This is a genomic window from Streptomyces sp. F001, assembly GCF_004187715.1.
Taxonomy (GTDB): domain Bacteria; phylum Actinomycetota; class Actinomycetes; order Streptomycetales; family Streptomycetaceae; genus Streptomyces; species Streptomyces flavusporus.
Genome location: NZ_QZWF01000014.1, coordinates 80728 through 93990 on the forward strand (window position 1 = coordinate 80728; position 13263 = coordinate 93990).

Consider the following 13263-nt stretch of genomic DNA (forward strand, 5'->3'; position numbering starts at 1 on the left):
ACGGCCCGGTCGGTCAGTACCACCCGGATCGGTGATTCCTCCGAGTCGGGCACACCGATCCGAAGCTGTCGCCAGGTCCTCGTTCACCACCTGCCGTCCCACCACGGTGGTGGACTCCACGCGGTTGTAACACCCGGCCGCGTAAGTCCCGGGGCAGTGCACCAGGCCGGCCCTGCTCTCGGGCACTGCCCCAGGGTTGGCGAAGTAGCCGTTGCCGAGCGTGCAGAGCGATTCCCGCAGCCGCTCGGCTGCGGGGGTGTTGCCCTCGTACTCCCAGGTCCATTCCGAGATCCGCCGCCCTCGCCCGTTCTCCCCTCACAACAGGGGTGCAGCGCACGCACTGGAGCTCAGGTTCGCTCTCCAGGGCACAGCCGCGCGCCTCGGCCTCGCGGAAGGCGAACCGTATGGCGCCCGAGCCCTCGGTCGAGTCGCCGATCCCGACCACCACCCGCGCGAGGGCTCCCTGCCGGTTCTGCTCGCCGCCACGGACCACCATGACCGGGCACACGGCGCGGGCCGCCACCGCGAGACTGACCGACCTCGCTCCCCACTGCCTTCCTTTCCGGCCGCTGCGAGCACCCCTGTGAATACCGTCGCACCGCCCAAGATCCACCGCGACAGGCGGATCGATCCTGAAGGGGGACCTCCGGCCCGGGTGCCGCCGCCCCGGTTGGCGGCGATGGTTGGGTTGTAGGGCCGGTCAGCCCACCTCCGTGCCCCTTAAGACCCTGAGGCCGGGCGCCTTCTCGCGGGAGGCTGGTGCTGAGAATGGGACAAGTGGCGTGAGCGGGCCCCATCCGCGAGAGGGAGTCAGCAGATTGTCGCCGGAGTTATCGCGGACCGGCTCAGAGCTGCCCGGGTGGGACTGCTCGACCTGTACGCGCCCTACGGCGCCGGGCCCGATCCCTGAAACGCCGACGCGAGAGGAGGCCTGAAGTGCCTGAGACCCCGCACATCGTGAGCGATGTGATGACCCTGACGGTGGTGGCCGTCGGGCGCGACGCGCCCTTCAAGGAGATCGTCCGGACCATGGAGCAGTGGAAGGTCAGTGCCCTGCCTGTCCTGGAGGGCGAGGGGCGTGTCATCGGTGTCGTCTCCGAGGCCGACCTGCTGCCCAAGGAGGAGTTCCGTGACAGGGACATGAGCCTCTACGAGCAGCGGCAGCGCCTGTCCGACGTCGCCAAGGCGGGAGCAGTGACCGCGGAGCAGCTGATGAGCACTCCTGCCGTCACGGTGCACCCCGACGTCACCCTGGCCCAAGCCGCGCGGATCATGGCCGTGAAGCACGTCAAGCGGCTCCCCGTGGTCGATGACGAGGACATGCTTCAGGGCATCGTCAGCCGTGCCGATCTGCTGAAGGTGTTCTTGCGGTCGGACGAGGAGATCGAGGAGGAGGTCCGCCGCACGGTGATCGCCTACCTCTTCCCAGCGTTCAGCCACGCCATCCACGTGAACGTGCACGAGGGAGTCGTCACTCTCCGCGGACAGATCGGCGACACCTCGCTCGTTTCCGTTGCCGCGCGCCTCGCCCGCGCGGTGGAGGGCGTGGTGGACGTCGAGTCCCATCTCACCGGCGGGACCGGCGGGACCGGCGCTCCGGGCGGTTCGGAAGGCGCGTAGTGACAGGACACCACGCGGAACCGGCCGATGGCGGGTGCCGTCGGCCATCAGGGAAGCGCAGGCGAGGCGTAAGCACTGACAGGCGGTACCTCGGGTGGGTCAGGGCTGGATGTCGAGTACTTCCGGCACCGGGCGGCGCGGTGTGCTGGGGCTCTCGGGGCCGTATCCGAGGCGCAGCACCATCTGCGTGAAGCCCCGTCCCGATACCGGGTCGCGCAGCGGCCAGCGCAGGTCTGTCCACTCGAGGGCTTGGGTGGCGAAGGAGCTGGACAGGCCCTCAACGGTGGCCAGCAGCAGGACGCGTTCCATGGCCTGGCCGGCGCGCAGCCAGTCCTCCGGACGGTCGTTGCTCGTGCTGAGGAGGGCCAGCTGAGGGGACCCCTCGAAGTCGGCGGCGGCACGGCCCGCCACCGGCCTGGTCCCGGCGAAGTCCCGCATGGGAGCTTTGCCCCCGCGTTTGCGCGGCCCGAAGGCATAGGCCGGGACGCCGTCCGAGGCCGTGCCCACCGACGGGGCGTCGATGTGTGTCCATTGCTCCAGGTCCTGGTCGCTGCCGCGGTCGGTGATGTTGCGCGCCTCGGCTTCCTGAACCAGTTCCAGCACCTCCTGCAAGTGCCAATCGGTGGGAAAGGTCAGCATGGCTCCCTCACGGCGGGCAGCGTCGCCGAGGGCCGTCCGCACGGCCTGGGGGATCTCCGTCTCCTCGAACGGGAAGCGGCTGCTGTGCCGCTGGTGAATCGCCGAATACAGCGCGGCGAGGTCGCTCTCGCCGATCGCGGCGCCGGTCAACTGCACGGTCGCCAGCAGCGCCGGGTCGGCGGGGTCGGGCAGCAGCCGGACTGCCGGGTACCAGCCCCCGTCAACCACCGCGACCCGTAGATTCAGCAGCGCGGCGCCACAGCCGAGGTGAAGGCCACGGGTGTCGGGGTCGGAGTGCGGCATTACGCGGTCGAGATCGGCGCGCACGTGGAAAGTGCGGCTGCCCTGGAAGTAGCGAAAGCGCCACGGCTGCGCGTTGTGCATCGACGGGGCGGCAGCAGCGTCGTGGACCAGTGCCGTCACACGCTCATCAGACGGTGCTTGTTGGATCACCGGAGCCTCCCTTCGCGAGTCGGCGGCCCCCAGGCGGGACCGCTCTGCTCCTGTCGCGGGATCCCTGCTCAGGAAAATGTGCGCCGGTGGCAGCGGCAGTCCGTGACCGCTTACCGATCGGCCGGACTGATACGACGGCCGGTGAGGCGCTGGGGCTGGATCGACACCCACATCTCGCGTTCGCCGCCCGCCCATGGCTCGGTGTGGGCACGGTCGGTCAGCCGCCGCACCGCGTCGGGCTCCGTAACAACCCGAGCGGGACCGACGACGAGCACGCTCCAGCCCTGGCTCATGGCCTCGTCCAGATGATCGACCTCAAAGGCGACGTCCGATCCCACGGCCGCCGCAGGAACCGACTCGGGCGCGGTCCGGAAGGCGATCGCGTTGTCGATGACCTCGTAGTTCACCGGGACGACCGCCGGACCATCGGGCGTCGACACCGCGACGCGGCCCACGCCGTGCGTGGAAAGCCGGGCGCGGCATTCATCGGGGCCGAGGTCCCGCAGCTGTGGGTGGAGGAGCGCCAGGCCTTGGCCGGGCGGCAGATCGAGGCCGCCTCCTCTCAGGGCCGCGACGCTGGTGCCCAGAGCATCGGCCAGACGGATGAGAGTCGCGAGACTCGGGTCGGCCGGCTGTTCTTCGAGGTACGCCAGGTAGTCCGGCGCCATCCTGGCGCGGCGGGCTGTTTCTGTCCGGGTGAGTCTCTGTCGTTCGCGTTCGGTGGCCACGCGTCGGCCGATGTCGCCAGGGTTGGGTGTCCCGTAGGGCGGGGTTCTGTCTGACACGACGCCCGGTTCATCCATGTCCGTCCGGGAGGGCTCGTGGGCTGTCTCGGGCCCGTGCTCCAGGTGACGGATATGCGCGTCGGGCCCGGGGAACACCAGCGTCACCTCGTGCGTGTCCGACCAGCGCACGTCGTAGGGAGGTGTTCCATCCGCATGGTGGAGTCCGACAATCTCGCCGTCGCGCCTGGTAGCGCCGGTCGTCGGGCTTTCGATGACGAGTTGATCGCCGAGGTGAGCTCGCATGATCGCCGCCACTTCCTCAAAGTGTCGCTGTACCCAACGTGCCACGCGCGACGCGCCGCCGCACGGGACGAGAAACCCTGATCCGGGGGCCGAGCAGACCCGGTCTCGGGACCCCTGGCCCAACAACGCGGGCCGAGCGGCTCACCCGTGGGCGACTGGTTCCTGACACGCTTGACACGTGACCACGACTGGCTGTCACGTGCCCGGAAGGGAGAGACGACATGCACCACCGAACGGTCGCAGAGCTCATGACCCGAGACGTCGTCCGGGCGCGGCGTGAACTGCCGTTCAAAGACATCGTCAAGCTGTTGGCGGAGAACGATGTCACCGCCGTACCGGTGGTGGATGAGCTGGACCGCCCGATGGGTGTGGTGTCCGAGGCCGATCTGCTGCGCAAGTCCGCGGATCAGGCCGACCCGTCCGGCCTTACACCGATTCCGCATCTGGAGGCGTGGGAGCGGGCGAAGGCCGAAGGGGCCAGGGCCGAGGAACTGATGTCGGCTCCCGCCGTCTGCGCACGTCCGGAGTGGACCGTGGTCGAGGCCGCCCGCCTGATGGAGGTCCACGGCGTCAAACGACTGCCCGTGGTGGACGAGACGGACAGACTGCAGGGCATCGTCAGCCGCAGCGACCTCCTGCGGATCTTCCTGCGCCGTGACGACGCCATCCGCGACGAGATCACCCGGGACGTACTCCACCGGACAATGGGCCTTGCTCCGTCAGAGGTGACGGTCGAAGTACACGAGGGGCAGGTCATCCTCGGCGGATCCGTCGAGTTCAAGAGCCTGATCCCCATCATCGAGAGGCTGTGCCGGAGCGTTGACGGTGTGGTCTCGGTCGCTCAGCACGTCACGTACCGGACCGACGCGTGATCGCGGACCGAGGTTGGGAGCATGGGCTGACGGCGGGACCGCCGGCCCTGCGCGGACGAGACCGGAACACCAGCCCGCTCCAGCCCGCACAGACCTTGGCCGGCTGATCTCGCCTCTGACTCGACTCAGCCGGTGATCTCGATGCGGTGCGGCTTGGCCTTCTCGGTTTTCGGGACGCGCACGGTGAGGACTCCGTTGGTCAGCTCCGCGCTGATGTGCTCGGTGTCGGAGTTCGGCGGCAGATTCGTGCGGTAGTCGAACTGCCCGATGTGGTGAGTGTGACGCCGGACCACGCCACTGCGTTCCTTCTCCTTGATCTCGCCATGGACATCGAGCTCGACGTCGGTGACCTCCACGGTGATCTGGTCCTTGCTCACGCCGGGAAGCTCAAGCTCCACCAGGTACGCGTCCTCGTGTCCTCGACATCGGCCCGCGGCGACCACGCCTCGGCCGTGCCGAGCTCACCGGCACCGGGGAAGGCGGACCGGATGAGCTGGTCCATCCGGCTGTGCAGATCCTCAAGCTCGCGGAACGGGTCCCATGCCGGGAGAGCGTCCCGACCGCGACGGACAGGTAGCGTCATCGGTCATCCTCCTTGCCCTCCGAGGCGGCAGCGCATCCGCCCTTGAGCGCGGACATGCTGCTCGTTGGGTTCCCGAGCCGAAGCCGGACACCCGCGAGGTTTTGGTCACATGGGCCACCCAGTGACCTGGTAAGGGTCCGGCCCGGTCGCGGCCGCGCCCATGCCTTCGATGTCACGTTCGGCGGCGCCCAGCAGTTGCTCGGCGAGGTCGCGCATGGCCCTGCCCGCTGCCAGTTCGTCACCGATCTCCGGCACATCTGTGTCCGCCGGATTACGGTGTGCGACTCCGTGGCCTGTGAGCGTCGCATCTCCGGTTTCCAGCACCACACGTGCCTTGGTGGTTCCCTCGTCCTCGAAGAGGTAGAGGTGAACCCTCCACTCCTCGCTGTGCGGCATCGCTTTCCTCCTCACGTCGGTACGGACCGATGCGATCCAGATGTGCTTCGCTGCGGGCTCCGGGGCGCGGGGGCGGTCATCCCCTCCCGCAGATACGACATCGCCATGGTCACCTCGTACAGATCGGTGGTCGTCGCATCGGACATCGCCGCACCTCCTCGGAACCGAGCAGCCCTAGGTGTTCTGTCACTGGCGGAAGCGCCCGGACCAAGACGGCTCCACCACGTCCCACTCGGCGTCCCACTGCGCGTACCTTCTGCCGTCCAGCACCCGGCGCATGCCCGCCCTTGCCGCGAGGACCCCCGCGGCCACCGTGACTGCTGTCATGCCGCCCGCCAGCCAGGCGGTGGCCGTCGCGTTGACCGCGGTCATCGGCGGACTGGTGATGGTTCCGTCCCGGTCCAGCCAGACCCGTACAGTCACGCCTTTGGGCGTACCCGCCTTCACCGTGGCCGTTCCGGTCCTCTCCTTGCCGTCCTTACCCGTCCAGCGGACCTGCGACCGCTGCATGACGTCCTCCGCACCATCCCGCGCTCCTTCGGCATCCGAAACCACCCGGGCGGTGATCGCCTGCCGCTGCGCCGACTGGGCCTGCACGACGCGCATCGAAGCCTCGTAGGCCGTCAACCCCGCACCCACCGAGGCCGCCGGTAGTCCGAGGGCGAGTACGAGCATCAGGAATCGGAAGAACCAGGATTCGATCCTGTCGGACGTACGCCTCAGCGGGTTTGCGCCCTTGGACGGGTGCTTCTGATGCGGCGGGTGGGGGCTGGATGCGTACGGCGAACCCGGTGTGCTCATGACATGACCTCCAGCTATTGCTGGCCACCTCCCCCACGATCGAACGGCGGCAGGCCCCGGTCAAAGGGGCGAAGGTCCCGGCGGGCGGCCACCCGGGACCCACGGGCCGGCCGCCCGCCGGGCCCGCCGCACCGGCGTCCGCATGCGCAGAAAGGTGCTTTGGGGTACTCCTCGAATGAGAAGAAGCCGTGCTCGGCGTGTCGGCGCAGTCTGGACAAAGAGGACTCACTCACCCTCCTACCAGCTTCTTACGAGACGGAGGCAGCCGCCATGGAGCCAGTCATCACCGTGGGGCTCGACGGCTCACCCGAGAGCCTCGCCGCCGCCCATTGGGCCGCTGATGAAGCCGGGCGGCGCAAGGCCACGCTGCGCCTGCTGCACGCGTGGCCCCTGCTGGCGCCAGAACCGACCAACGCCCCCTCGGAGACCGATCAGAACTACTGGGCGAAGCGGATCGTCCGCAACGCGCGGGCGGAGCTCCAAGCACGCCACCCCGGTCTTTCTGTCGTCGGCGATCTGGTCGCCGAGGACGCTCAGGACGCACTGCTGCAGGCGGCGTCGGAGTCCGAGATGATCGTGCTCGGTTCGCGGGGGCTGACGCCCGTCGAGAGCTACTTCCTGGGCGACATCAGCATGCCCGTCGTAGCACGCGCTGAGCGGCCGGTGGTGCTGGTGCGTGCCGAGAAGCGCGAAGGAGGGCCGCCGCCCATTCCAGGTACGCCAGGCGCCGTAGTGGTGGCACTGAAACTCCACGGCCCGTGCGACAACTTGCTCGAATTCGCCTTCGGCACCGCCGCAATGCGCGGCACGCCTCTTCGCGTCATCCATGGCCAAGCCCTGCCGGTCCATGCGTACACTCCCTGGGGCGTAGATCACGACGTCACCGACGAGATCGCGCAGGACGCGCACAAGCAGCTGAGCCAGGCCCTGCGCCCCTGGCGCGAGAAGTTCTCCGGAGTGGAGGTGGTCGACGTTGTCCGGCTCGACAGCCCCGCCAAGGCCGTCGTACGAGACGCCGAGGGCGCCGGGCTGCTGATCGTCGGCCGACGCAAGCACCGTCGACCCTTGGCACCACGCCTGGGTTCCGTAGCCGAAGCCGCCATCCACCACGCACGCTGCCCCGTCGCCGTCGTCCCGCATGACTGAGCCGAACCACGGCGGGGAGCCGACGATGCCGGTCTTCCGCCACCCCCACATGGAGCCGGACTGACGAAAGACGCGCCGATACAACTGGTGGCCTCCTCGCGGGAATGGACGGCCTCCACAGACAGGGCCCCGGTGGGCTTGAGCAGCTGCGGCACGTGACTGTGGACCGTCGTCCCTTGAAGAGCCCGACGGTCCGGTTGCCCTCACGTTCCGCGAGGGCGACGGTGGAGGGGGGGTAGCGAGGGAGTGAGCGACCATGCGAGCACTCGTCTACCACGGCCCCGGACAGGCCTCCTGGGACACAGTCACCGATCCTGCGATCGAGGAGGCGACCGACGCGATCGTGCGCGTCGACGCGACCAGCATCTGTGGCAGCGATCTGCACATCCTGCGCGGAGAACTCCCCGACGTGAAGCCAGGGACGGTCCTCGGTCACGAGGCCGTCGGCGAGGTGATGGAGATCGGCCGCGAGGTCCACTCCGTCCGCCCTGGGGACCAGGTGATCGTGTCGTCCGTCTCGGCCTGCGGCCGCTGTCCGTTCTGCCGGGACAGCATGTACGGACAGTGCCGCTTCGGTGGCGGGTGGATCCTCGGGAATCTGATCAACGGCACGCAGGCCGAGTTCGCACGCGTGCCCTTCGCCGACCACTCCACGCACCGGCTGAGTGCAGGCCTGGCCCTCGACGACGCGGTCCTGCTCGCCGAAGTCCTCCCCACCGCCTACGAGGTCGGGGTCCGCAACGGACACGTGGGCCCAGGAGACACCGTCGCCGTGGTGGGCGCAGGTCCTGTAGGACTTGCCGCGGTCATCACCGCGCGCATCTACTCGCCTCGCAGGGTCATCGCGGTGGACCTGTCTCCCTCCCGGCTGGAAACCGCCGCCCGCCTGGGCGCCGACTCCGCCGAACTGCCGGGGCGGCTGATCGCCGATCTGTCCGAGGGCCCCGGAGCCGACGTGGCCATCGAGGCCGCAGGCGATCCGGACAGCTTCATCCTGTGCACACGCATCGTGCGGCCAGGAGGGCACATCGCCAACATCGGCATGCACGGCAAACCGGCCACACTGCATCTCGAAGCTCTGTGGCGCAAGAACGTGACGATCAGCACCGGCCAGGTCGACACCTCCTCCATACCCTGGCTGCTCGACCTGGTGACATCCGGACGCCTGCACATCTCGCAGCTCGTGACACAAACCTTCACCCTCGACCGGATGAAGAACGCTTACGAGGTCTTCGCCCACGGCACCGACACCGGCGCCCTCAAGGTCGTGCTGCACCGCGAGTGATGCGCCCAGCCAAGAGCAGCCCGCGGCACACACCATGCCTCCGCAGTTGGACGCACTCAGCGCAGCCGACCTAGGTGCGGATCGTGGGCGCGCCGTGGCAGCAGCCGGACACGGACGTCCACGGCGATGACGCCGCCGGGACGGGCCCCATTACTCGTTCGCCCTCATCGGACTGACGATCGGGATGTTCTCGACGCGCAAGCTGTTCAGGGTGTGGAGCGGCGAGAGCAACGAGGGCGTGAGGCGGGACAGGTACGACTACCCGCGCTCACACCTCGTGTTCTGCGTCGTCTCCGTGATCGTCATGTCGTTCGCCGCGTTCGTACTGACGGGATGATTCACCGAGCCGCCCAGCCGCTCCACCGCTCCACCCGGACGGCGACCACAGGGCCCCGCGGAGGGGAGTCCTGGTACTGCCCGTACTTGCCGCACAGCAACTCCACCGCCGAAAGCCGTTCCCGCCCGTCCTCCAGTACCTCCCCGCGCCCGTCCGCACGGGCCCACCACAGGCTCGACCAGTCCTCGTCGTAGTGGTCGACCAGCACCGTCACCGAAGGGTTCTCCCGGATGTTGCGCAGGCGGCGCAGGTCCCAGGTGCTCTTGGGCTTGTCGTCCACCGCGAAGTACACGACGTCGTGCTCGACCACGAAGGTCACGGGGACTGCATGGGGCACGCCTCGGGGGTCGGCTGTCGCCAGCCGGGCGACCGGCGACGCGACGAAGCGTTGCCGGGCATCGAGTGGCGAGAGCTTCATGCGTCCACCGTAGGGCGGCACCTGTCCGGAGGTGCCGCCTCGGTGTGGTGTGCGTGTCGTCAGAGAGGGACCGCCACCCCGTTGAACGTCGTCTCCGGTGTCTGCGGGCTCGTGAAGCGGGCGTTGACCAGGTACAGGCGGTTGCCGTAGCGGGCGGCTGTGGTGGGGACGTCGAAGCGGGGGTCCGTGATCGTGGTGCGGAGGGTGGCCGTGCGGAGGTCGCGGGCCAGGTCCCAGACGCTGATCAGGTTGAGGCGGTTCTGGACCACGTACAGCGTGTGGCCGATGCGGACCAGGCCGTCGCCGTTCACCACCGAGTCCGTGCCGGAGAGGGTGATTTCGCGCGCCTCGCCGGTCTTCAGCGAGACGTGGTAGAGCGTGCCCGGGGTGCTTTTCACGACGATCAGGCCGCGGCCGTCCGGCGTCGCCACGATTCCGTTCGCATTGTTGACGTCGGGGAGTTGGTCCCAGTCACCCGTCAACGGGAGTTCCCTTACCGCTCCCTTGGCGTCGCGCGGGACGCCGTGGAGCACCGGGTTGCGGGAGTCGGTGAACCAGGCCCGGTCGCCGGTCAGGATGACGTCGTTGATGAACGTGGGGGTGGAGGTGGTGAGTTGGTAGGCCCTGACCAGGTCGCCGGTGTGGGCGTCCACCACCTTCGCCGTGCCGCCTGCGCCTCCCGCCAGGTACAGCAGGCCGTCGCGGTCCAGCTTCAGGCCGATCGATGCCGTGCCCGTCGCGCCCGGGTAGAGGACCTTGCCTTCGCCGGTGCGCAGGTCGGTGCGGTAGACGGCGCCGTTGGCGCGCGAGCCCATGTAGGCATACGGCCTGCTGCCGATGGTGATGCCCTCGGGGAGCCAGCCGTCGGGGAGCGGGAACTCCGTCGGCCAGGTGGTCTTCGTGCCGGCCGCAGCCGTGCCGGTTCCGGCCGCCACCGAGAAGGCGGCCAGCGCGGCACCGCCGAGTACGGTGCGCCGGGAGGGGCGGGGGTCGTTCCGCGTCATGGTTCGAGCCTCCGTGAAGCGTGGGGTGAGAAGGGTCGGTGGGACTCGTTCAAACTCGTTGAAACTCGATGTAACTCGATGAGTTCGGGGAGCACGACCGCCGTGGCGAACTCGACAGGAATTCGACAGTCGGTGGCCGGGAGTTGCCATGTGTCCCACCGGTCCCACCGGCCCCTGCACACCACCCAGGGTGCTACGAGCGGAACGGCCTCGTCACCTCGGGGCGCGGGATGGACAGGTCGTGGCCGTGGCGTGCCGCGTCGGCGTATACGGGGATGGGGCGGCGTGGGCGTACCTGCGGGGGCTCCGCGGACGGGAGGCGGACCACCGCGTCGAGGCCGCCGGTGGCCGCCGGGTGCAGGTTCACCTCGCCGCCGCTGGCGTGGGCGAGGCGCTGTACCAGGGACAGGCCCAGGCCGCTGCCGCCCTTCGGGGCGCCCGGCGCGCGCCAGAAGCGGTCGAAGGCGCGTGCGCGCTGTTCCGCCGTCATGCCGGGGCCCTCGTCGGTGACGTGCAGGTCGACCCAGCAGGGGGCTGTCGCGCAGGGGGCGGCGGGCCGGGTGTGCAGCCGCAGCTCCACGGTGACCGTGCTGTCGGCGGGGAGGCCCGCAGGGCGTTGGAGAGGAGGTTGTCCAGGATCTGTTCCACGGCGCCGGGGACGGCGAGTACCGGGCCCACGCTGCCGGCGAACAGGACGAGGGAGACGCCCTCGCGTTCGAACAGCGGCAGCCAGGCGCGGTGCCGTTCTGCGCACACCTCGCCCACGTCGACCGGGTCGGGTGTGGCCGCATCCTCCTCCAGGCGGGCCATCGCCAGCAGGCCCTCGACCATCCGGGCCAGCCGGTCGGTCTCGGTGATGGCGGCGGCGAGGCGGGGCCGGGCGCGCCGGGCGACGGCCGGTTCCAGGTTCTCCAGGCGCAATCGGAGGGCGGCCAGGGGGGTCTTCAGCTGGTGGGAGGCCTCACCGGCGAAAGCGCGCTGGGAGGCGAGGAGGTGTTCGAGGCGGGCCGCGGTGCGGTTGAACGCGGCCGCCAGGCTGCGTACCTCCGGTGGGCCCGACGTGACCGGCACCGGGGCGGCCGGGCCGCCGTCGGCGAGTCGGTGCGCGGCCTCCTCCAGCCGCCGGAGGGGGCGGCCCGCCCAGCGTGCGAACGCGAACGCCACCGCTCCGACGCCGGTGAGGACGGCGAGGCCCACCAGGACCAGCAGCAGCCACACCCGGTGTACTCGGGAGTGCACCGCATCCGTCGGGAGCGTGATCCGTACGGCGCCTTGTACCGTGGGACGTCCGACCGGCGCCGCGACCGACAGGTAGTGCACGCCGCCGATCGTGGAGGCGTGGACGTCCGTGGAGGGCCTGCCCTGCAGCGCCGCCGTGACCTCGGGGCGGGTGGCGAGGTCGCGTTCCTCCGCGCCGGACAGCCGGGGTGCCGCGGCCAGCAGGGTGCCGTCCGCGGCGAGGACGACCACCTGTCCGCCGATGCGCTCGGCGCAGTGCTCGGCCCGTTCGGCGAGTTGGTCGCGGCGCCGGGCGGTGAGCGACAACTCGGCGTACGCGGCGACCGAATCCGCCTCGCTGTTCGCGGAGTTGACGATCTGTTCGCGCTCGGCCCGCGTGTAGACGAACCCCAGGGGAATCTCCAGGCCGAGCAGGACGAGCGCGGCCAGGCTGAGGTGGCTCAGCAGCAGCCGGCGGGTCATGAGGCGGTGGGACCGTGCGGAGGGTCCGGTGCGGGGCTGCGCACGGCGAGCCGGAAGCCGACGCCCCGCAGGGTCTGGATCCACGCCGGGTGGCCCAGCTTGCGGCGCAGGGTGGCGACATGCACGTCCAGGGTCTTGGTGGGGCCCTCGTAGTGGTCGTCCCAGACCCGGTTGAGGATCTCCTGCCGCGAGTAGACCGCTCCGGCGTCCTCGGACAGCAGCGCCAGCAGTTCGAACTCCTTCGGCGTCAGCGTGACGGGCACGTCCCCGACCCACACCTGCCGGGTCCGCCGGTCCACCACGAGAGGGCCGGCTGATGCGGGTGGGGTGTCGTCCGCCGGATCGGTGTACGGCGTTTCGTGGCCGGCCGACTCGCCCTCGTACGACGACTGCTGCGCGTACGGGTCGGTGGCGGGCGGCAGCCGGTGGCGGCGGTGTGTGGCGCGGATCCGGGCCACCAGCTCCCGTACGCTGAACGGCTTCGCCAGATAGTCGTCGGCGCCCAGCTCCAGACCCAGCACGCGGTCGGCCTCCTCGCCCCGCGCGCTGAGGATGATGACGGGGACGTCGGAGGACCGGCGGATGCCGCGGCAGACGTCGATGCCGTCCATGTCCGGCAGGCCGAGGTCGAGCAGCACGACATCGCCGTACGGTCCCGCCAGCCCCTCCGCGCCGGTGGCGACGTGGTGGACCGTCAGGCCGAAGTGCCGCAGTCCGTCGGCGAGCGGTTCGGCGATCGACTCGTCGTCCTCGATGAGCAGCACTTGTACGCCCATGGCGTCCTGTCTCTCCATGAATCCGGACAGCACGAATCCCGTGCTGTGGGAGTAGACACGCTACAAGGAAATGCACAGGCGCGGACATCGATTCCGGACCTTTGTGAAATGGCCCTCAGAAACCGCTTGTATTTCTTTGCCTTGGGGTTCGCTTAACCTTCCTCTGGGGTGCGGGCCCCTACGTTCGTGGCTCCTGGTCGGAAC

Annotated in this window: 15 protein-coding genes and 3 pseudogenes; 5 read left to right on the forward strand and 13 right to left on the reverse strand. The window is 69.6% G+C overall.

The genetic code is table 11. The features are described from left to right. Positions 1-72 precede the first annotated feature (72 nt). Together StrepF001_RS33175 and StrepF001_RS48600 are read right to left on the reverse strand one after the other, a co-directional pair. A pseudogene (locus tag StrepF001_RS33175) lies at positions 73-291 on the reverse strand (hypothetical protein); the annotation flags it as partial. A 64-nt stretch (positions 292-355) separates the two neighbouring features. Next, positions 356-538: pseudogene (locus tag StrepF001_RS48600) on the reverse strand (universal stress protein); the annotation flags it as partial. A gap of 398 nt (positions 539-936) precedes the next feature. On the opposite strand from StrepF001_RS48600, the gene StrepF001_RS33190 reads away from it, so the two are divergent. Further along, positions 937-1620 carry a CBS domain-containing protein gene (locus StrepF001_RS33190; RefSeq protein WP_129801885.1) on the forward strand — a complete coding sequence of 228 codons (684 nt, stop codon included), beginning with the start codon at positions 937-939 and terminating at the stop codon, positions 1618-1620. Positions 1621-1719: 99 nt separating this feature from the next. On the opposite strand, the gene StrepF001_RS33195 is transcribed toward StrepF001_RS33190, so the two are convergent. Further along, positions 1720-2682 (reverse strand): nitroreductase family protein, encoded by a 963-nt coding sequence (locus StrepF001_RS33195; protein ID WP_240797791.1) that lies wholly within the window; start codon positions 2680-2682, stop codon positions 1720-1722. Positions 2683-2822: 140 nt separating this feature from the next. Beyond that, the gene (locus StrepF001_RS33200) at positions 2823-3740 is read right to left on the reverse strand and encodes a pyridoxamine 5'-phosphate oxidase family protein (protein ID WP_129801955.1); all 918 of its coding nucleotides are present in this window, start codon (positions 3738-3740) and stop codon (positions 2823-2825) included. Between the two features lie 221 nt (positions 3741-3961). Here StrepF001_RS33200 and StrepF001_RS33205 point away from each other — a divergent pair, with 221 nt between their 5' ends. Further along, a complete protein-coding gene (locus StrepF001_RS33205; protein ID WP_129801886.1) occupies positions 3962-4612 on the forward strand; it encodes a CBS domain-containing protein in 651 nt (216 codons plus the stop codon). 125 nt (positions 4613-4737) lie between these two features. Here the strand turns inward: StrepF001_RS33205 and StrepF001_RS50195 are convergent, their stop codons facing one another. From StrepF001_RS50195 to StrepF001_RS33220, 5 genes are all read right to left on the reverse strand, one after another. Continuing rightward, positions 4738-4989, reverse strand: a complete 252-nt coding sequence (locus tag StrepF001_RS50195) for an Hsp20/alpha crystallin family protein (RefSeq protein ID WP_346656974.1) — start codon at positions 4987-4989, stop codon at positions 4738-4740. Beyond that, positions 4986-5195, reverse strand: coding sequence for a hypothetical protein (locus tag StrepF001_RS50200; protein WP_346656975.1), 210 nt, complete (start codon positions 5193-5195; stop codon positions 4986-4988). Before StrepF001_RS50200 ends, StrepF001_RS50195 begins: the two co-directional genes overlap by 4 nt. Positions 5196-5300: 105 nt before the next feature. Continuing rightward, entirely contained in the window at positions 5301-5591 is a 291-nt protein-coding gene (locus tag StrepF001_RS33215) for a DUF1876 domain-containing protein (RefSeq protein ID WP_129801887.1), read from the reverse strand. A gap of 11 nt (positions 5592-5602) precedes the next feature. Next, the gene (locus tag StrepF001_RS49700; RefSeq protein ID WP_276322860.1) at positions 5603-5737 is read right to left on the reverse strand and encodes a hypothetical protein; all 135 of its coding nucleotides are present in this window, start codon (positions 5735-5737) and stop codon (positions 5603-5605) included. Positions 5738-5777: 40 nt separating this feature from the next. Then, entirely contained in the window at positions 5778-6392 is a 615-nt protein-coding gene (locus StrepF001_RS33220) for a hypothetical protein (protein ID WP_129801888.1), read from the reverse strand. 270 nt (positions 6393-6662) lie between these two features. Here StrepF001_RS33220 and StrepF001_RS33225 point away from each other — a divergent pair, with 270 nt between their 5' ends. From StrepF001_RS33225 to StrepF001_RS45860, 3 genes are all read left to right on the forward strand, one after another. Further along, complete coding sequence (locus tag StrepF001_RS33225; protein WP_129801889.1) at positions 6663-7538, forward strand: universal stress protein; 876 nt, start codon at positions 6663-6665, stop codon at positions 7536-7538. A 256-nt stretch (positions 7539-7794) separates the two neighbouring features. Further along, complete coding sequence (locus tag StrepF001_RS33230; protein WP_129801890.1) at positions 7795-8823, forward strand: alcohol dehydrogenase catalytic domain-containing protein; 1029 nt, start codon at positions 7795-7797, stop codon at positions 8821-8823. A 184-nt stretch (positions 8824-9007) separates the two neighbouring features. Then, positions 9008-9160: a hypothetical protein gene (locus StrepF001_RS45860; RefSeq protein WP_165396434.1), complete on the forward strand. Its 153-nt coding sequence runs from the start codon at positions 9008-9010 to the stop codon at positions 9158-9160. Position 9161: 1 nt separating this feature from the next. On the opposite strand, the gene StrepF001_RS33235 is transcribed toward StrepF001_RS45860, so the two are convergent. The 4 genes and pseudogenes from StrepF001_RS33235 to StrepF001_RS33250 form a co-directional block, all read right to left on the reverse strand. Next, entirely contained in the window at positions 9162-9578 is a 417-nt protein-coding gene (locus StrepF001_RS33235) for a TIGR03668 family PPOX class F420-dependent oxidoreductase (protein WP_129801891.1), read from the reverse strand. Positions 9579-9637: 59 nt separating this feature from the next. Then, complete coding sequence (locus tag StrepF001_RS33240; protein ID WP_129801892.1) at positions 9638-10582, reverse strand: superoxide dismutase; 945 nt, start codon at positions 10580-10582, stop codon at positions 9638-9640. A gap of 193 nt (positions 10583-10775) precedes the next feature. Continuing rightward, a pseudogene (locus tag StrepF001_RS33245) lies at positions 10776-12283 on the reverse strand (HAMP domain-containing sensor histidine kinase). Beyond that, complete coding sequence (locus StrepF001_RS33250; protein ID WP_129801893.1) at positions 12280-13059, reverse strand: response regulator transcription factor; 780 nt, start codon at positions 13057-13059, stop codon at positions 12280-12282. The pseudogene StrepF001_RS33245 and the gene StrepF001_RS33250 overlap by 4 nt, the downstream one beginning before the upstream one ends. Between the last annotated feature and the right edge of the window lie 204 nt (positions 13060-13263).